The organism is Myxococcales bacterium, from assembly GCA_016716835.1.
Taxonomy (GTDB): domain Bacteria; phylum Myxococcota_A; class Polyangia; order Haliangiales; family Haliangiaceae; genus JADJUW01.
This window is the reverse complement of the sequence record JADJUW010000001.1, coordinates 1,996,058-2,014,911: the sequence shown is the minus strand read 5'-3', so window position 1 is coordinate 2,014,911 and position 18,854 is coordinate 1,996,058. Positions and strand designations below refer to the sequence as shown.

The following is an 18,854-nucleotide window of genomic DNA, read 5'->3' as shown; positions in this document are numbered from 1 at the left end:
CTTGGCCTACGTCACCGCGAAAAGCGCGGTTTGTAAGTAGCGGTCCCACGGCTGCACCGGCACCGTCGGATAATCCGGCGGCAGGCCACCTTGTTCGAGCAGCGCGCACCAGCGGCCGCTGCGCTCGAGGCCCTTGCTCGCCAGTTTAACTAGCGAGCCAAGCTCGTGCGTGTTGGCGGCGATCCACAGCAGGCCATGCGGCGACATCGCTTTAGCCGCGCTCGCGATCAGCGCGGGATAGTCCTTGGCCAAGGTCCATGGGTTGGCACCGCGCGCAGGCGAAAACGTCGGCGGATCGATCAAGATGAGGTCGTAGGTCTCGCGGTCGCGATTGGCGCGCGCCAAAAACCGCGCGGCATCGCCGGTCTCAAAGCGCCAGCGCTTGTCGGTGTCTTTATAGCCCGAGCGCGCGAAGTTGCCCTGCGCCCAGTCGTTGACGCCCTGCGAGGTGTCGACGCTAACGACGCTCGCCGCACCGGCTCGTGCGCACGCGACGCTAAGCGCGCCGGTATACGAAAACAAATTAAGCACGCGCTTGCCGCCGGCAAAACGCGCCAGCCCCGCGCGTTGCTCGCGCATGTCGGTAAACAGGCCGACATTTAGCCCGCCCATGGGGTGGATCTCAAAGCGCACGCCGCGCTCAAGCGCCTCGTAGCGCTCGGGAGGCGCCTTGCCGACCACGCGCTGCTCGGATTCGCTGGCGCCACCGCGCAGGCGCGTCTTGATCACCACGCCGCTGCATTTCGCAAAACCGCGCACCGCGTCCGCGACCACGTCGGCAAGTGGCAAGAGCGCATCGGCATAGACGTAGAGCACTGCCCAATCGCCGAGCACGTCGCACGACATGCCAGGCAGTCGATCGCCAGCGCCGTGAAATAGGCGATAGCACTCGCCGGCCGTAAGCAAGCCAAGCCGGTCGCGCCGCTTGGTGGCATCTTCTATGCGGGACGCCAAGAGGCCGCCGTCGATCTTGGTGAAGCCATCGGCGGTCTGCAAAAACACGCGAAGGAGCTTGTTGTCTGGATCGGCGATGGCCGCACCAAATTCAGTGCCCGACTCGTTCGTGAGGCGCACGGACGTGCCGGCGGGCACGCCGTCGCCACCCGGCACGCGCGCCAAGTCGATATCGCGCCCGCCGCTGGCGACAAAGGCAATGACTTCGGCGCCCACCGCCAGCTTGATGTCAGCCACGACAGGTCCTCGAATTTATAGCGTTTGCCTGACGATGCACGGGCGCTTGGTAACACTTAGCCATACATGGAGCAAGCGGCAACCCCAGCGGGCAGCCGTGCGGCAACGGTTGAGCCCTGGGCGGGTCCGTGCGTAACATTGCGTTCGGTTAAGCGGCAGACGTACAATAAACAGGTGGGGGACGTGCGCTTTGGGCCATACGTCTTGCTGGAGCGCGTAAGCGTCGGCGGGATGGCCGAGGTATTTCGCGCCCGCCGCGCCAGCGAAGGCAGCAGCGGCAAGCTGCTCGCGGTCAAGCGCATCCTGCCGTCCATGATCGAAGACGACGCGTTTCGTCTCATGTTTACCGACGAGGCCAACATCTCGGGCCAGCTCGTCCACCGCAACATCGCGCGCATCTACGAAAATGGCACGGCAGATAGCTATCCGTATATCGCGATGGAGTACGTGTGGGGCAAGGATCTGCTGCAGATCCAGAATCGCTTTCGCCGCCTGCGCCAGCGCATGCCCGTCGCCATGGCGTGTCACATCGCGATCAAGATGTGTGAGGCGCTCGACTATGCGCATCGCAAGCTCGATGCCAAGGGCAAGCCGATGCTCATCGTGCACCGTGACTGCACGCCACAAAATGTAATTGTCTCGTACAAGGGTGAGGTCAAGCTCGTCGACTTTGGCATCGCCAAGGCCGCCGAGCGCCTGACCATGACCGCGGCCGGCGACGTCAAGGGCAAGCTGAGCTACCTCGCGCCCGAGCAGGTGGCGGGCGCGCCGCTCGATCGCCGCGTCGACGTGTACGGCGCGGGGGTTGTCTTGTTTGAGTTATTGATTGGCGATCGTTTGATCTCGGCCAACTCCGAGGTCGAGCTGATGGCCAAGGCGCGCGCCGGCATCCTGCCAAGGCCGCGCGAGGTAATGCCGGATTTGCCCGCAGCACTTGAGGACATCATTCTCACCGCGGTCGCGCGCGATCCCGCGAAGCGCTACGGCTGGTGCAGCGAGCTGCGCAACGCGCTGGTGGCGTTTCTCAGCGAAACGGGCCAAGCCTTTGACAGCGACGATCTATCGATTTGGCTCAAGGGCGCATTTGCGCAAGAGATCATGGCGGAGTCGCAAGATCTCGAGACGCTGCCGACGTTTGAGGGGCAGCTTGGGCCGTCAGAATTTGATGATCATACCGTCGCGGATGTTGCAGGCGCTGGGCCCTTGGGCCTCGCTGTCGGCAAGGCGCCGCTGGTAAAGGAGTTTGCGGTTGCGGCCGCCAGTGGCACGGCATCACGCCGCATGGCGGCGACCATTCCACGTGCCGAGGTCGGTGCGCGCAGCGCTGCGTCGTCGCACCCACCGCAGCTAGGTGGCGTCGGCGAGGTCGCGAGCGTGCCGGCGTCGCCAACCATGGTCTTGCCTCGCATCACTGGCGCTCCACCCGTAGGCGAGGCGACGTCTGCCCAGGACGAAGCCACGCGCATGGCAGCTGCGCCCATGGCCGCGGGCTCGGTGACTAACGCCACGCGCGCGGCCCCCGCTGCCGCCAGCGTGGCCACGCCGGAAGAGGGCGACGAGCTGGAGGAAACGGCGGCGCGTATTGCGGTGGTCGTCGCGCCGATGGAGCAGGCGGCGCCCACACACGCGGCGAGCGCAGCCAAGCCAGCCGTGGCGCCCACGCTGGTGCGGCGTTCCGCCTCCATCGCGCCCGCCGTCACCGCGACGGTAAAAATGACTCAGGCGGCGCCTCGGCGCGGGCTGTGGCTTGGTGTCGCTATTGGCGTCGCGATTGCCGCGATCGTCTTGCTGGTGCTAGCAATAATGTTAGCGTAGGCGGATGAAAGCCATCGCCCTCGGGCTCGGAATCGCCCTCGTGACCCTAATTGCGGTTGCTTCCCGCGCCAGCGCCAGCGAAGACGACGCGGCGCCAGCGGCGGTCGAGGCCGAGGCCAGCGCGACGGTCGGCGATCCAACGTATTGGAGCAAGGCGCTGCCCCTCCACCCCAAGGTGGTCCACATTCCGATCGCACTTTGCATCGTCATGCCGTTGGTGGTGTTGGCGACGTTGCTTGGTTTTGCGCGCGGCTGGTTTTCGCCTGGCGTGTGGGCGCTCGCCGTGATGTTGCAGGCCATTCAGCTTGGCGGCGCGGTGATGGCCTTGCAAACCGGCGAAGACGACGAGAAAGTGATCGAGGGCTATGCCAGCGACGAGGCCATCCATCGCCACGAAGAAGCCGCCGAACGCTTTACGTTTGCCACCGGTGGCACGCTGGCGCTGCTCGCCGCGACGTGGGCGTTGAGAAATCGCCGCCGCGTGGCGCTGGGGCTGGCCGCGGCCTCGTTGATCGGCACCGCCGGGGTTGCCTATGCGGGCTATGTGGTCGGCGATGCGGGCGGCCGCCTGGTCTACATCTCTGGCGCGGCCGACGCGCACAAGTAGCACCGCATCGCGGCCAAGGGCCTGCGATTACTTGCCGCCGAGCAGCGCTTTTTCCCAGTCCCAGGCGCGCTTTGCAAACATGCCGCCGGTAAAGGCGTCGAGCGTCGCCGTCATCTCGTCGAGGCGCGTCAGCGTGTAAAACATGTCTTCATCGGAGCCGCCTTCGGAGAGAAAAATGCCCGCCAGCATCCGACGCCGCGAGAAATAAAGCGTCGTAACCTCGCGGATGAGATTTTCCTCCAGCGTGATGAGCGACTTGGCGTCGAGCGCTTCGGAGCTAAATACCAAGCGGCTTAGGTCCCAGCGCCCGGTGATATTCCAAGAGACTTCATCGTTGGTGGTCTCCTGGCGTTCTTTGTAATTGTTTGGGTTGGGGTTGGCGTCGGTGCCTGGCAACACGGGAAAGAGCCCGTCCTTGGTGTTTTGAAAGTTGTTGCCCAGGGTGTTTGTGAAATTTACCGTGATGTCGGGGACCAAGCCCTTGAGGCGCGCGTTCTTCGCCATGCCCAAGATGCGCGCGGGCTCGAGCTTATAAAACCGCAAGGCCGCGGTTTGCACTTCCTTGATGGTTGGCTCGGCCTTTACGGTCTTGATGAGCTCCCCCATGGCGCCGCTGCCGGCACCCGCGGCGCCGCCGCCAGCGGGTTGCGCTGCGGCCGCGGCCGCGAGCATCGCCGAGATGAGACAGGAAAAAAGGGTCGAGATTTGCTTCATACGTTACTCCTTAAAAACCACGCCGCGGCCGTCAGGTGAGATGTCCGTGACCACTTGGGTGCCCGTAAACGTTTCGAGATAAGACGCCAATTCTTCGAGGCGCCACCGCCACAAGAGCTCCAATTTTGGATCGGCCGGTGGCTGCTGCAACGCCTTTACCAAATCGGCGGCCGCGCGGTAGTTTTCGCGCACCGATGTCAGCACCTTTCGCGCTGGTCGCGAATCCCGGTGTCGATCATCGAAAAGGCGTTGTTGGAGCGTTTGCCCCACTTGCTAAATAGAATGTGGGAAAAGTCCCACTCGATCATGACCTTCCACTGCACCCGGCTCGTGCCATCGTCGGCGAGCTGGCGAAAGCTCACGGGAAAGGTTGGGTCGTTCATCACCATGTAGCGGCTCGTCGAATGGTTGCCGACTTCTACTTCAAGGGTAGGCAGGTACTCGGTGCCGCCGAGGCGCTTGGGGGGATAAATCTTGTAGTAGGCAATGGTTTGTCGCTCAAGCGTTGGCAGGTCGATGCGCAGGCGTGGCGGCTTGGTCGGCGTCCCGGGTTTGCGTGGCACCGGGGCCCCTAACGAAAAAATCGCGCCCTGCGTAAGCATCCACGCGCGCTCGGCATTGCCCTGGAGCGACACAATCGGATCCTTGCCCGACGTGCCAAAGAGCGTTATCTCTTTGCCCGCCGCCGTGCGTAGGAGTAACTCGTCGGTCGTTGCGAGCAGGACGCCGCCGCCCTGCCACGGCACGATACCGACCACGTTGCGCTCGGTGAGAATGTGTAACGGCTCGGGAGCCGGAGGTGCTTCGGGGTCGGCAGGTGGCGCCGCCTCGCCTTCCTTGGCCGGAATTGGCGCGATCCACGCGCCGTCCGTGGTGGCGAGGTACAACATGCCACCCACCACGGCCATCTGGTTAATGTCGCCGTCGATCGCGGTAATCGATTCGAAGCTTTCGCCGGCGTCGTTTGACACCATAAGCTCACCGTAGGCGGCGATATACAGTTGGGTATCGCTGGTCCACAGGAACTGGTTGATGACCAAATCCTGCATGGTCTGCACGCGTGGGTGCGAAAACGTGGCGCCGCCATTGCGCGAGATCATGAGCCCTCGATCCGTCGAGGCCAGGATGTGCTTGGGATTGTTCGGGTTGACCGTGACGGCGATACCCCATTCGTCTTTGTCGCTGGGGTAAAAATTGCTCGGACCATGGATGCGCTTCCACGTGCGGCGCGAGGCGTCGCTGCCGTAGATGCCACCAGCCCCGGCGAGAAACATTGGGCCGTCGCCCGCCGGCAGCGCGATGTTGCTGAACTGCGGAAAAAACTGCGGCACACCCATCCAAGCAAACCAGCGCACCGGCGGAATGCCATTTTGCATATTGTGCATGAGCAAGTAGCTCGACATTTCGCGGTCGGGCGACGCGTTGTCGCCTCGGCTGTCCGACAAAATGGCGCGGCCGCCGCCGGTGCCGCGCAGCGTGATGGGATCGAGCGTTCGCGCCTGCGCCGCCTGGGCGTCATCGACGCGGTAGCCGCCGTCGTGCGACCACATGACGTGGCCGTCGCGCGTGACCACGGCGACCCGCCGGCTGTCGCGTTGATCGACCACCATGGCATTGTAGGGACCCGGATGAAATTGCGCGGTGATATTGGTCAGGGTGGGGCGATCGCTTGGCGGTTGCGGCTGCGCCCCCGCCGCGGGCGAAGAGCGCCACAACAAGCAGCAAGGCGAGGCGAGTGGCGGACGTCATGACCCGGGCGTATCCTAAGGCAATTGGTGGCAAAACTGCAGCGCGAGTTAGGGATTTCGCAGGGCTTCGAACGCATCGATGTCGATGGCCTCGGCGCCGGTGTTGAGCACGCGGACGAACCGCGCGTCGGTGAGCTCAAGGCGCGCGAGGTCGAACTCCAGCGTCTCGCTGTTCATCACGCCAATTTCGTCGTAGGTGGCGCCATCGACGCTGACTTGCACGATCGCGCCGCCGCCCTCGGGCACCGTCGCCCACAGCTTTAGCTCCGGCGACGCGTCAACGCCGCGCTCGATCATGCTGCTGCACAGAAAGGCAATCTCGACAAAGCCGCCGGCGACCAGCACGTATGCGACCTCGTCGGGCTCGCCAAGCAGGTCGGTGGGCCCGCACGTCCCAAGTTCATCGCACAGGGGCATCATGTCGCCACAGTCTTGCTCGCCGTCGCCCTCGTCATAGGCGATGACGGCCGAGGCAAAGGCTGGCGCAAGCGGCGCCGCATCTTGACTCGGCGTTGGGATCGGTTGGGATTCGCACCCGGCCAGCGCAAACAGCACCACCAGGGCTACGCTGCGAGACGGCCCGCGAAATAGCCAACGCTCGTTCATCGCGTCGAACTATTTCACGATCGGGCGCCGGCAGCTAGCAACCCAAGTAGCAAACCGGCTCCGGGAGGGACGGCTTCACCTCGGCGCAGGAGGTGCCTTGACCGAGGCCAATGCCCCATTGGTAGTCGGCAATCTCGACCTCGGCGACGACATGTGGCTCGCCGCACAAGTCAAATTCAATGACGGACGCCGGATGGCTCCACCGCGTCACCTGGCGAAACCAGATGCCGTACATGTTAGGTATAATGTCGTTGATGCTCGCGTTGGTGATGCTCCTGGTCGAGGAAACGTCATAGAATTCGCTGACGCCCTCGCTGCCACCCTGGGTGACCCCAATGGTGGTGGTAAGGGTTTCCGCGCCGCCGTCGGAGCGATCGTTACCGCCCGTGGTCGACCAATTTTCCGAGCCGCCATCGTGGCCGCCCCATGTCTTGCCATAGCTTACTTCGGCGTGGACGGTGACTGACCCGGGCGCGAGACCGCCACCAATCGTCCCCGAGCCGCCGAGGCTGCCGCCAAGATTTTCGCTCCAGTTACCGCCCCAGTTATGGTCGCCACCGCCACTAAAGCCGGTGTTGGAGCCGTTGCGCCAGTCGGTGGTCGTGGAGGTCTGGTCGGATTTTTCAGACGACCAGTTGGAGTCCCATCGATATTGAACCTGACGGGTGCGCGTCTCAGACTGGGTTTCCTCATAGCGGACGTTGCTGCCGTTGAGGCCGCCTGCCATACAACCGGAGACGGGCACGGCTTGTTCAATTTGTGCCAAGCGCGGCTCGCCGCTTGGAATAAAGGCCAACGGGCGATGCACCGGAATTGGGTACACCACGGTGATCGACTTATTATCGTCATCGATCGCGGTCAGGCGGACCTCGGCGATATACATGGTCGCGTCATCGGGCACCGGCGCCAGCACGAGCTGACGATTATCGCCGAGCAACGCCATCGAGCTGTTGCCGATGCTACCGGTCATGGGCACGACGATGGTGCGGCCGCCGCTGGCCACGCCGGGCTCGCCGCTTATGTTGATCGACAGCGTCCGCGCCGGGAAATCAAGCGTGGCCGCGGTCATCTCATAGGCGTAGCCGCCCAAGATGCGCATGCTCGGCTTGGCGCACTGATATTCGGCGACCACGGGCTCGAGGCCGTACAGGACGATCGAGGGCAATACGGTCAGGGTGACCTCGAGCGGCGCGCCAACGATTTCAGCGCCATCTTTCTTCACGTTCACCGGCGTTACGGTGCCGCGGAAGGTGCCAAGGTCGTCGCCGTCTGGCGCGAAGGGCACTTGATAGTGGCCAAAGAACGGCCACGAAACCTCATTTTCGGTGGTGCGCGCGGTGCGCACGTCGTAGGCGGCTACGTCGTAGTCGGCGAGCGAGCCCTCAAAGACGCCGTCAAAGCGCATGATGGTGCGGCCATCCTTGGGGTCGAGAAACTTCTCCCCGACAAAGCTAAGCTTGTGCCCGACCTGGATCGACGAATCCGAGAGGCCCAGCAGCACTGGGGCGTCTTCGGCGTCATTGACCCCATCGCTACAGCCCAGGGCGGCGGCGGCAAAGGCGGCCAAGAGCAGTCCGCGTGAGGTTGTGGTCTGAAGGACAGATTTACACATTGTATGAAGAGACATTGCACGAAACATGCCACGGGGTTGCGCGTTGCCAGATTCGTGATGGCTTCCTAAGCCCTCGTAAATAGTATGTTTTTGTTGCGGCGATGGACGTAAAAATTGACGTTGGCTCGCCAACCTGGGGCGAAACCATCGTCGTCACCCCCATCGGGGTCAGTTGGCCTCAGCAGCCGCTGTAACAAACTGGTTCTTCGAGCGTGGTTTCGACGTCGACGCAGTCGGTGCCTTGACCAAGGCTAACCGCCCATTGGTAGTCCGCAATCTCGACCTCGGCGACCATGTGGGGATTGCCGCAAAGGTCGTACTCGACAACGGCGGCGGGGTGCGACCAGCGCGTGACTTGACGGAACCAAACGCCGAACATGCTTGGAATGATATCTGCGGTTACCGCGCTGGTGATGCTTTTGGTGGACGACACGTCGTAGAACTCGCTGACGCCCTCGCTGCCGCCTTGGCGGGTGCTTAGGGTGGAGGAATCTGACGTGCTGCCGCCATCGCGACGATCGGTGCCGCCGGTGTCGGACCAGTTCTGCGAGCCGCCGTCGTGGCCGCCCCAGGTCTTGCCGTAGCTAGCCTCGATGTGCGCCGAGACGCTGCCAGGCGCAAGCCCGCCACCGATGGTGCCTGAGGTGCCGCCGCTGACGCCGGCGTTTTCGCTCCAGTTGCCGCCCCAGTTGTGGTCGCCGCCGTTGCTAAAGCCTGTGTTGGTGCCATTGCTCCAATCGGTGGTTTCGGTGGTTTGCGTCGACTTATCGGTCGACCAATCGCTGTTCCAATTGTATTGGATTTGCCGCTGCCGGGTCTCTGACTGGGTTTCTTCATAGCGCACGTTTTGGCCATTAATGCCGCCGGCCATGCAGCCCGAGACGGGCACGGCTTGCTCAATTTGCGCTAACCGGGGCTCGCCATTTGGGATGAAGGCGAGCGGGCGAATCACGGGGAGGGGATAAACCACCTGAATGGCGTCGTTGTCGGCATTCTTCGCGGTCACGCGGATGGACGCGATATAGGTGGTGGCATCGGCCGGAACTGGCGCGAGCGTAAACTCGCGATCCTTGCCAAACCCGGCGACCGAGCCACCATTCGCGGCGGAGACCATGGGGGCCTTGAGCGTGCGGCCGATCGACGTGCCGCCTGGTTCGCCGGTGATATTCACCGAGAGGTTATCCGCTGCAAATCCGATCGTCGCTGCTTCGATTTCATAGGCATAGCCGCCGAGCATGCGCAGGCTGGGCTTGTCGCATTCCGCGCCACTCGCCATCGCGGTGGGTTGCATGCGGTGCAAGATAATGGAGGGTTCGACGGTCAGCACGACGGAGAGTGGTTCGCCGACGATTTCCGTACCGTCCTTGAGCACATTGATAGGGGTGACGGTGCCCTTGAACGTACCGATCTCATCGCCGGTGGGCACAAACGGCACGCGGTAGTGGCCAAAGAAGGGCCACGACGCCTCATTGGCGGCGGTGCGCGAGGTCTTGACGTCGAGCTCGGTCACATCGTAGTCGGCATTGGTGCCATGGAAGACGCCATTAAATTGCATGTACGTGCGGCCCTTGGCGACGTCGATAAACTTTTCGCCAACAAAGTTGAGCGGATGGCCAACCTGAATCGATGACGTCGAAAGCCCGAGCAGCACGGGCGCGTCTTCCGCGACCTCGAAGCATCGCTGCAGCCAACCAGGGCCGCAGCGGCTAACAGGGCCAAACAGCTTGAATGGATGGTGGAATAGATCGAACGCATGCTGGGAGGTAATGCACGAAGCGCGCCAAGGCGCGGTAGGCCAGTGGCCGGCTGGCGGCGGCACTATCTGGAGCGCTCCCCAGGGGTTTTTGCGAATGCGCGGCTACTTGAGTGGGGCTGCCAGGAGCAAGTGGGGACTTCCGACCGCAGTTGCGGCGCCCCACGGCGCTGCGGGGCGGCCCCGATGCCTGGCCGTGGGATGGCATGCTTTGTGCTTAGTACCGGGTCATGCTGGAACTGGTCTCATTGCGCTCCACCCTAAATAAGGCGGCCACGGCCGCATTGTGCGTTGGGCTGCTCGTGGGCTGCAAGGCAGATGCCCCTGGTAGCAAGACGGCGACGCCCGTGACCGATCCAGATTTGGCGCCCCCGCGCGCTGAAACGGCAACCGAGACGCCGCTCAATACCGTGGTCATTCAGGGCACCGCGGTGTCGCGCAAGGTGTTGCTGCGCGCCAATGGCAGCGGCCTGTCGCAAGTCGTCGCAACCGATTTTGATGGCATCTTCTGCGCCGAGTTTCCGCTCGACGACGAGGCGAGCGATACCTATGCGGTCTATGCCGTCGATGATGATGGCGAAATCTCACGCCCCACCACGCTGACCGTGGCCCAGGTCGCCGCGGCGCCGCAGCCCGAGGTCACCGCGTGCAACGATGCGCCCATTTGCAAAGAAGAGGAGGTCTGCGAAGGCGACCTCGACGCCGATTGCGATGGCAATAAGGGCGCATGCGACACCGATTGCAATGGCTGCAGCGATGACTACTTTGAGCCCAACGATGCGCCGTTCTCGCCGCCCCAAGTGACGCCTGGCACCTACGCGCTCGATGTTTGTCCGTGCAACATGGACTACTTCACCATCCCTATGGTGAAAAACCAAACCTACACGGTCACGGTCACTTTCGATAAGACCGCCATCGATCTCGACCTGTATTTTTGGACTCAGGCCAACGCTGAGGCGCAGAACACCACGTACGCTGCCAAATCGGTGAGCACGGCGGCGACCGAGACGTTTACGTACAAGGCGACCGCAGATGGCAACTATGTGCTCAAGGTCCACGTGTTTGACGGCACGCTGGGCAACGAGGCCCCGTACACCCTCAAAATCCAGTAGCCGGGGCAGCGCCGCAGCGGCCACTCTGAGGCGGCTCCGGGAAACCGCCGCGGCACGGCAAATCCGCTCTCGCGGTGATTTTGCTTCATTCCAAAACAATCCATCGCAATTGGGCGGCCCAGTGCATTGGCACAGACAAGGTGAGCCAAGCGACAGCGGTTCAGCCGCAGGGATGTGTTCGTGGCACAAGGCAAAAAACGCGAGTTTATTGGGATAAGTGAGTGTTTTTTAACGACGTGCCACGGACAGAGACCCAGGCTGATGGTTCACCTTGTTTGTGCCAATGCACTAGTGTAGGAGTCGCCCATGCCATTTTTAGGGGTGCATCCCAGCCTGCTTCGGGCCCTCGCCGATCGCGGCATTAACTCGCCGACGCCGGTGCAGCAGGCCATCATGGATGTGCCTAGTCCGGCGCAGGACCTGCTCGTCTCGGCGCAGACCGGCTCAGGTAAGACGGTGGCGTTTGGCCTGGCGATGGCCGGCACGCTGCTCGGCGAGCACGAACGCATCCCGCCCGGCGCGGCGACCGAGGGCCCCTTGGCGCTCATCATTACGCCAACCCGCGAGCTGGCGATGCAGGTCGCGACCGAGCTGTCGTGGCTCTACTCCCACACGGCGATAAACTTTACGGTGTGCGTCGGCGGCACCAGCGTGCGCACCGAGCAAATCGCCTTGCACCGCAAGCCACATATTGTGGTCGGCACGCCAGGTCGCCTCAACGATCATCTCGAAAAGGCGGCCCTCAAGCTCGGCAACATCCGCGCCGTGGTGCTCGACGAAGCCGACGAAATGCTCGACATGGGCTTTCGCGACGAGCTCGAGGCGCTGCTCAAGGCCACGCCGAAGGAACGGCGCACGCTGATGTTTTCCGCGACGATTCCCAAGGGCATCGCGCTCTTGGCCAAGAAGTTTCAGAACAACGCGTTTCGCATCGAGGCCACCACTGGCGCCGCGGGCCACGCCGACATCGAACATATTGCCATGCCCATTGGCGATCGCGACCGCGTGCAGGCGGTCGTCAATATCTTGCGCTACTACGATGCGCCGTGCACGTTGGTGTTCTGCGCCACGCGCGACGGCGTGACCAGGCTTGGCGACGAGCTTTCCAATCGCGGCTTTGGCGTGGTGACGGTGTCGGGCGAGCTATCGCAGCGCGAGCGCACGGCGGCCTTGCAAGCGTTGCGCGATGGGCGCGCGCGCATCTGCGTCGCGACCGACGTCGCCGCCCGCGGGCTTGATTTGCCATCGCTGGACCTCGTGATTCACGCCGACGTGCCGCAAAACCGCGAGGCGCTGGTGCATCGCAGCGGCCGCACCGGACGCGCCGGACGCCAGGGCACTTCGGTGCTGCTGGTGCCGCGCAATCGCGCTGGGTTTGCCGAGCGCGTGCTGGCGACGCGGCAGGAGCCGCTTAAGTTTGGCCCGGTGCCGACCGCCGCGATGATTCGCGAAAAAGACGATGCGCGCATTTTCGCGGGCCTCGCCGAAGAAGTCGCCGCGGTGACGCCAACGGCCAAGACGTCTGCGGCGGCGCTGCTCAAGCTGCACGGCGCCGAGGACTTGGTGGCCGTGCTCGTGGCGAGCCGCTACAAGCAAATGCCGCAGGTGCAAGACGTCGCCGGTGGGGCTGGCGCAGGCAAGGGCCGCGCGCAGGGTCCGATGAGCCGCGACCGCGAGCCGATGGGTCGCGATGCGCGCAGCCCACGCGACGATCGCGGGCCCGGCCGCGCCATGACGCGCATTGCAGGCGCAGGCGGCGAGGGCGATCGCCCGATTCGCGGCGCGCGGCAAGCCTTTGATGCGCGGCAGGCGCGCGATGCCCGCAGCTCAGGCCCACGCGCCGAGCCAAGCGGCGATGCGCCGGTGTTCTCGGTCAACGTCGGCCGCTTTCAAAAGGCCGACCCGCGCTGGATCATCCCGCTGCTGTGTCGCCGCGGTGGCATTACCAAGGACGACATCGGCAGCATCGACGTTGGCGCGCGCGAGACCCGCGTCACCATCGCGCCGCAAGTCGCGAGCCTGTTCGCAACGCGGGTCAAAGTGCCAGATACGCGCGATCCGCACATTCGCATCGTGCCTATCGGCGCGTAGCCGCTCGTCGCGCCAGGCTTATCCAGTCAGGGCATATAGGTTGGCGCGCGCAAGCCTAACTGACAGATTTTTTTGTCGCATCGGCTGCAATCGAAAGCTCGATCTTGCCGGTAACGATGAAATACAACAGGCCGAACGCGCCATATAGCAAGGGTTTGTCTACGGACGCCGGCAGCGACGACATCGCAATAAGCAAAGGGCTCGTCAGGAGCGCTAACTTGATCGTGCCGTACACTCCACCGACGACGAATATATTGACTTTCATGATCGCACGCTCGAGCGAGGTGAGTTGCTTCGCGGCTACGTTGCGCGGCGCAGATGCAGATGCGGTTCGCGTGGCATGAGCGGCAACGCCGACCGGATTTCTCATGCGGATCGAATCCTTTCTAAGGGTCCCGGTGCCGATGGCCTTGCCTCGTATGGCCAGGCGTTTGGTCAGCACAGGTGTGCTTTTGCGGTTTCGGGCCTCGGCGGTTCCAGCCGCAACCGAGCTTGCGAGCGCAGCAATGATACAGAGCGAGGATACAAAGCTAGAAAGGCTCATGGTGAAGGAAGCTTGTGCAACTGGCGTGCCGGATGTCTTCGCACCGCTAGCAAATCTAGTTCGTCTTTAATATCGCATATATGTCAGTTTTATTGAAAAAATTCCATCTCGGAAGGTTCGCGGGTTCTGGCCAATGGGGTTGCCAGGCTGTGGCGCATTGGCCCCAGCGGCGCGGCCACAATTATAGACGGCATCGACGTCATAGCCGAGCTTGCTTAGCTTGAAGGCGACATACGCCCAGCCTTGGCCTTCGGGGACGTGCACGGAGACTTGTTTGAAGGCTTCGTAGTCATGTTCAATTTCGGCCGTGGCATCTTCGTGGCGCCAGAGGTGCCACTTGTCGGGTGCTGCGAGTATCTCTTATTGTTGGCGCTTGGGCGGCTTCTTATGCAAGTGCCGCAAGCCTCGCGTAAGGCGCGCACGTGGTGATTTTCTCGCCGTCGCCGATGAGTGGCTCAACGAACTCGACAAGAAATTTGTCCAAAGGGCCAAAGGGCAGACCCTGGTTGGCAAAAGCGAACACCTGCTGCGGCCAATTGATGGCCGTGCCAATGCATCAGCCCCGGCGGTCAGCGAGCGGTCTGCCAGCGATATCCAAGGCCAACCCACGCTCAAGTCCCCGCAGAAACACCTCGCATCTGCCTCCTGCATGACCCGCGGCCGCAACCGTCCCTTGCCGCTTGTAGAGTCAGCGGTGCCAATCGAGTGCTACGTCACTGGGTCGCGAGGATCGCCGCTATAAATATGCACCAACGTCAACGTTCAGAAACCGCCTCAGCCAATACGTGCCTAGTGGAAACGGAATCGGGACGAATGCGGCCATCGCATCAAGTGCGCGCCGGTACTGCACGAGAAAGTACTTGGTCTGTAGCAGGGTCTCAATCCGTCGCCATTTGTCACGCGCGGCAAGTTGAGGGCTCATTTTCCGCCTCGCAGCAACGGACTTTGGCGCTTCTCGCCACGACTGCGCCAGCACGGCCTTTCGTCCCAGCACGCCGCGCTGCGTTTGGCGCCGAATCGCGAGCACCGTTGCTTCCACCTCGGCGACCGCTTCAACGACTCTTGTCGCAACGTCTGAGATCGTCCCCAGATTCGCGGGCATGACGAGCGGCAGAGAAACGGAACTCGGCATCTCTCCGTTCGGATTGAAGAAATATCGTGGTCGTTTGGCGGTCATCGGCTCATCGCGCACCAAGGCTCTGTACCCATTGACCCCGGGCCACTGGTGCGCTCGCTCCACAAGGAAATCCTTGACCGGATTCGTCGCGGCGTAGACGATTTTCGCAATAATATCGTCTGCGTCTAATAGCCGTACGGCACTTGCTTTCGCTGAGTCCCAAAAATTCTCCCACCTTCGCCGCCGCAGATTCTGGCACTTCGCAAGCAGCCTGTGAAAATGCTCCATGAACTCCGGCAATCGACCGTCGTGATCATGGACGATCGTGTGGTGGTGATTCGACATCGCACAAGTAAATACGACATCGATATTCGTTCGCTGGGCCGCCACCGCCAAACAATAAACAATCGCATTGTTGGTAGCGTCGTCGGGGCGCAGCAGAAACTGACGCTGCGTGCAGCGCCTAGTTACCAGGTAGGTTCGGTTGGCAATGACTTCGCGTGGTCTGGTCATGCCTCCTGACTACGCAGATGGCGCTGCGATTCTGCTGAAAATCCTCGACGTTCCCTCGGTGCGACATAGTCGTGGGACTGCCTGCAATATACGCGGCGGCCGAAAAATCATTGCGTACGTAATCGCAAAATTTCAACCAGGGTCCGGATTTGGTCCGGATTTTGTAATCGCAAAATTTCAACCAGGGTCCGGATTTTGATTTTGGCAACCAGGGTCTGGATCTTGACCAGGGTCAGGATTTGGATTTTGACAACCTGTCCGGCCCCAAAGGGGGGCGGATATCAAACGCTTAGGAATCGGCTCGCTCATCGTGCGCTTGCTTCCGATCGCGAGACTGTCAAATTATTTACAAACTCGTTAAGTTGCCGTGCGCGCGCAAAGGTTGCGGTTGAACGCCTGACCCGACGTTGCTAGCGTCCGGCCCGAAATGAAAAAAATCAGTCGCAAGCTACAGTTTAAATCTATTCCAACCGCTATACTTTCCTCTGCCGCTGGTGGGCACGAGTCGACGCTCTCGCCGTGTGGCCCTTCGAAATGGCGCTGCTACTATACCCACCAGGACTGCGATCCGGGTGATGAAACCTTGTCTGGTAATGTTTCGTGCTTCTGTCCTGAGGCGCCCGGCATCACCATTGCCTCGGCGTGTTGCACTTCCCAAATCGGGTGTTAGTGACCTGCCTGGCGTTTTGATGTCAACGGTTCTAGCCCATCGCCGGTAGTTGGCGATGGTCATGCCAAAAGGCGGCCCCTGGTTGGCAATAGCGAACACCTGTCCGGGCCATGGGTGCCGAGTGGAAACGGGACGGGAACGCATGCGGCCATCGCATCAAGCGCACGGCGGTACTGCAGAAGAGAGATTCGCGGGCATGACGAGCGGCAAGGAGGATACGCATGCCACCCCGCCCCGAGGACAAGTGTCCCCACGTTGCGGCGTCGGCAGATGTCCGGCAATGCGGCGTGCTGGCACGGTGATTGCTTAGCTTTTACCGCATGGCTCGCCTCTCCCCGCTAACCGCACTCCCCGTAGCCGTTTCGCTGTCGCTGGCTACGGCCTGCATGACTACTGTGCCTGCCAGCGAGGAGCAAGAAGGCGCTAGTGACAAGGCGTATACAACCTATGTCTGGGAGTTTGACGACCTTGCCGAGCAACGGATCGCAGGCGAATCCACCGAGCAAGCCGTCGCGCGCTATTGTGCTACCGATCATCATCCCCGCATTGTCCAGGCCACGATCTTCAACATGACCCCCGGCGCGGCGGAGTACGAACTTGGCCCCGGCGACGCCATCAGCCTCTTCATGGTGGGCTGCTGGGATGGCCAGCAATCCTACGCCGGGACCTTCTACGGAACGTATCGGGTTGAGGGCGAAACGCTGTGGCTAACCGGCAATCTCAGCGCCTCAGAAACTGATATGTGGGGCACCCGAACGTCGGCCCAGGAAAGCAATGCCGCGTTCCAACTAGACTATGTCGCGTTCGATGATCTGCTCGAAGACGTCTACTTCGATATGAAACCGCCCGCGGCGCATTATGCGACCTCGGCGCTGGTCTCGACGTTATTCCCCGCCACCTTGGTGGTGCGGTCAGCGCCGTAGTGCCGCGAGAGTCAGATACTCAGTGCGGAGCGTAGCCTGAGCACAAAGGCATGGCCCGCGATTTCGCATGTGACCTCTTGGCGTAAGCCTTAGGCTGGCGCAGCCGACGCGCGTGGACGAGCCACGCCTTGCGCGTCGCTGGCACCTCGATCTCGATGCTGACGCCATCGACCATCACGCGCACCAACGTCGGCGGCACTAGCATCGCAGCCCGAGCCGGCGCATGCATCGCCGTCAAATCACCTGCTAGAGGGCGTCGGCTGAACGGGTTCCTAACCAGCATCGCCTAGATAAAGATCCATCGTCCCGCGCCTCGTGGTTGCTGGCGTCGTTGCGTCCTCGGGACTTGGAACCACCAAACCTCTGCGGGGCGCCTAGCCAGCCACCGCGATGCATCAGGACGTTTGTCTCTTTCTCTAGGCGATACTGGTTAGTTCTCATCCTGGCCAACCTTGGGCTTGGCCATCGGGGCGATCCGGGCATAACCATTTTGTAGGGCCACACGGCGAACAAGTCGACTCTGCACCCCCGGCGGTCGCAGCAGCTCCTGCGGCGGGGGCAAGCGCTTCGGTCGCGATGGATTTGAATTGGAGTTTGCGACTAATTTGTTTCTTCATTTCGGGCCGGACGCTAACAACGTCAAGCAAGGCGTTCAACCGCAACCTTTGCGCGCGCACAGCAACGTAACGAGTTTGTTAAATATTTGACAGTCTTGCGATTGCAAGCAAGCGCACGATGAGCGCGCCGATTCATAAGCATTTGATATCCGCCCCCCCCTTTTGGGGCCGGACAGGTCGCAACTCGCAACGAAGCGCCCAGCGTTCAATACAATCCCGACAGAAAACGCCGTGGAAAAAAGTTGGGCCTGCCCTGACTGGATACGCTGGGCGCGGCGAATATCAGCTGCTCAGCGCAAAGCATTGCGCGAGCGCACGGCCCGCTACAAGATTTCCGCAATGACGTGGTCGGTGTAGCGCGCCAAGATCTTCCACACCAGCCAATTGCCGCCTTCGTCTTCGAGCACCCACGGCGTGTACGCGTACAGCGAGGCGGTGGCATGGCTGGCGGGCACGACGGTGTCGGGGTCGAGCGTGTCGCCAGGCTGCCCCATGACAAACAGACCATCGCCGCTTTGCGAACGCAAGTACCATTTCTCAAGCGTGGTGGCGGCGCATTCGAGTTGTTTGTCGAGGCCGCGATACGCCTCGTTGCACGCCTGGCCGTCGGGGCAGCCGCAGCCAAACGCGAAATCGACGCGATTGCCACCGGGATTCTCGGTGGGGGCGACGAGCGATTGCTCGACCTGCATGCGGGCAATGAGCACGATGGGGTTAAGGTCATGCGCGACTGCAATGTCGACCAAAACATCCGCGAGGCGCGCCTGACCGAGCGTGGCATCGGCCATCCACGACCGCGTGCCGTAGGGCGTCACCTCAAAGAACGCCTGTACCTCGTCGGCACCGATAAAGCTCGACGCCGAGAAGTAGGCGTCGGTGATGATAAGGTTTTTGTCAAAGGTTGCCGGGATGCCAGGCTGCAGCTCACCTTGTTCATCGCCGGGCGGGCCTGGTTGCGGCCCAGGCTGCGGCGACGCCTCAAGCGAGTTTGGCGCGCAGCCCGTGGCGAGCGCCGTCGCCGCCAGCGCAAGGCCAACACCTAGTGCCTTGGCACAGATGAGATGAGCCAAGCATTCGCGATTCAGACGCTGGGATGGTTTCGTGGGGCGAGGCATAAAAATGCGAGTTTATTGGAATAAGTGAGCATTTTTTAACGACGCCCCACGGAAGCAGACCAAGTCTGATGGCTCATCGCATCTGTGCCAAGGCACTAGGCAAATC

The 18,854-nt window shown here is 62.1% G+C and carries 15 protein-coding genes and 1 pseudogene; 5 read left to right on the top strand and 11 right to left on the bottom strand.

The genetic code is table 11. The features are described 5' to 3' along the window. Positions 1-6: 6 nt before the first annotated feature. Positions 7-1,191, bottom strand: coding sequence for a class I SAM-dependent rRNA methyltransferase (locus tag IPL79_08915; protein MBK9071105.1), 1,185 nt, complete (start codon positions 1,189-1,191; stop codon positions 7-9). 174 nt (positions 1,192-1,365) lie between these two features. On the opposite strand from IPL79_08915, the gene IPL79_08910 reads away from it, so the two are divergent. Both IPL79_08910 and IPL79_08905 read left to right on the top strand, forming a co-directional pair. After that, on the top strand, positions 1,366-3,006 hold the full coding sequence (locus tag IPL79_08910; GenBank protein ID MBK9071104.1) for a serine/threonine protein kinase: 1,641 nt from the start codon (positions 1,366-1,368) through the stop codon (positions 3,004-3,006). Positions 3,007-3,010: 4 nt separating this feature from the next. Further along, positions 3,011-3,613: a hypothetical protein gene (locus IPL79_08905; protein ID MBK9071103.1), complete on the top strand. Its 603-nt coding sequence runs from the start codon at positions 3,011-3,013 to the stop codon at positions 3,611-3,613. 27 nt (positions 3,614-3,640) lie between these two features. On the opposite strand, the gene IPL79_08900 is transcribed toward IPL79_08905, so the two are convergent. The 6 genes from IPL79_08900 to IPL79_08875 all read right to left on the bottom strand — a co-directional run bounded on the left by IPL79_08900 (position 3,641) and on the right by IPL79_08875 (position 9,944). After that, a complete protein-coding gene (locus IPL79_08900) occupies positions 3,641-4,327 on the bottom strand; it encodes a hypothetical protein (protein MBK9071102.1) in 687 nt (228 codons plus the stop codon). Positions 4,328-4,330: 3 nt separating this feature from the next. After that, positions 4,331-4,519, bottom strand: a complete 189-nt coding sequence (locus IPL79_08895; GenBank protein ID MBK9071101.1) for a hypothetical protein — start codon at positions 4,517-4,519, stop codon at positions 4,331-4,333. A 5-nt stretch (positions 4,520-4,524) separates the two neighbouring features. Beyond that, positions 4,525-6,045 carry a hypothetical protein gene (locus tag IPL79_08890; protein ID MBK9071100.1) on the bottom strand — a complete coding sequence of 507 codons (1,521 nt, stop codon included), beginning with the start codon at positions 6,043-6,045 and terminating at the stop codon, positions 4,525-4,527. Between the two features lie 78 nt (positions 6,046-6,123). Next, positions 6,124-6,681: a hypothetical protein gene (locus IPL79_08885; GenBank protein ID MBK9071099.1), complete on the bottom strand. Its 558-nt coding sequence runs from the start codon at positions 6,679-6,681 to the stop codon at positions 6,124-6,126. Between the two features lie 34 nt (positions 6,682-6,715). Next, on the bottom strand, positions 6,716-8,293 hold the full coding sequence (locus IPL79_08880; GenBank protein ID MBK9071098.1) for a hypothetical protein: 1,578 nt from the start codon (positions 8,291-8,293) through the stop codon (positions 6,716-6,718). A 178-nt stretch (positions 8,294-8,471) separates the two neighbouring features. Next, positions 8,472-9,944: a hypothetical protein gene (locus tag IPL79_08875; protein MBK9071097.1), complete on the bottom strand. Its 1,473-nt coding sequence runs from the start codon at positions 9,942-9,944 to the stop codon at positions 8,472-8,474. A 332-nt stretch (positions 9,945-10,276) separates the two neighbouring features. On the opposite strand from IPL79_08875, the gene IPL79_08870 reads away from it, so the two are divergent. Together IPL79_08870 and IPL79_08865 are read left to right on the top strand one after the other, a co-directional pair. Continuing rightward, a complete protein-coding gene (locus IPL79_08870) occupies positions 10,277-11,158 on the top strand; it encodes a pre-peptidase C-terminal domain-containing protein (protein ID MBK9071096.1) in 882 nt (293 codons plus the stop codon). Positions 11,159-11,464: 306 nt separating this feature from the next. Continuing rightward, positions 11,465-12,628: pseudogene (locus IPL79_08865) on the top strand (DEAD/DEAH box helicase). Between the two features lie 676 nt (positions 12,629-13,304). Here the strand turns inward: IPL79_08865 and IPL79_08860 are convergent. Together IPL79_08860 and IPL79_08855 are read right to left on the bottom strand one after the other, a co-directional pair. After that, a complete protein-coding gene (locus IPL79_08860) occupies positions 13,305-13,793 on the bottom strand; it encodes a hypothetical protein (GenBank protein MBK9071095.1) in 489 nt (162 codons plus the stop codon). Between the two features lie 736 nt (positions 13,794-14,529). Continuing rightward, positions 14,530-15,423 carry a hypothetical protein gene (locus tag IPL79_08855; protein MBK9071094.1) on the bottom strand — a complete coding sequence of 298 codons (894 nt, stop codon included), beginning with the start codon at positions 15,421-15,423 and terminating at the stop codon, positions 14,530-14,532. A 990-nt stretch (positions 15,424-16,413) separates the two neighbouring features. On the opposite strand from IPL79_08855, the gene IPL79_08850 reads away from it, so the two are divergent. Next, complete coding sequence (locus tag IPL79_08850) at positions 16,414-17,016, top strand: hypothetical protein (protein MBK9071093.1); 603 nt, start codon at positions 16,414-16,416, stop codon at positions 17,014-17,016. A 19-nt stretch (positions 17,017-17,035) separates the two neighbouring features. Here IPL79_08850 and IPL79_08845 read toward each other — a convergent pair whose 3' ends face one another. Continuing rightward, positions 17,036-17,254 (bottom strand): hypothetical protein, encoded by a 219-nt coding sequence (locus IPL79_08845; protein MBK9071092.1) that lies wholly within the window; start codon positions 17,252-17,254, stop codon positions 17,036-17,038. 702 nt (positions 17,255-17,956) lie between these two features. After that, positions 17,957-18,748 carry a hypothetical protein gene (locus IPL79_08840; GenBank protein MBK9071091.1) on the bottom strand — a complete coding sequence of 264 codons (792 nt, stop codon included), beginning with the start codon at positions 18,746-18,748 and terminating at the stop codon, positions 17,957-17,959. Positions 18,749-18,854: the final 106 nt, after the last annotated feature.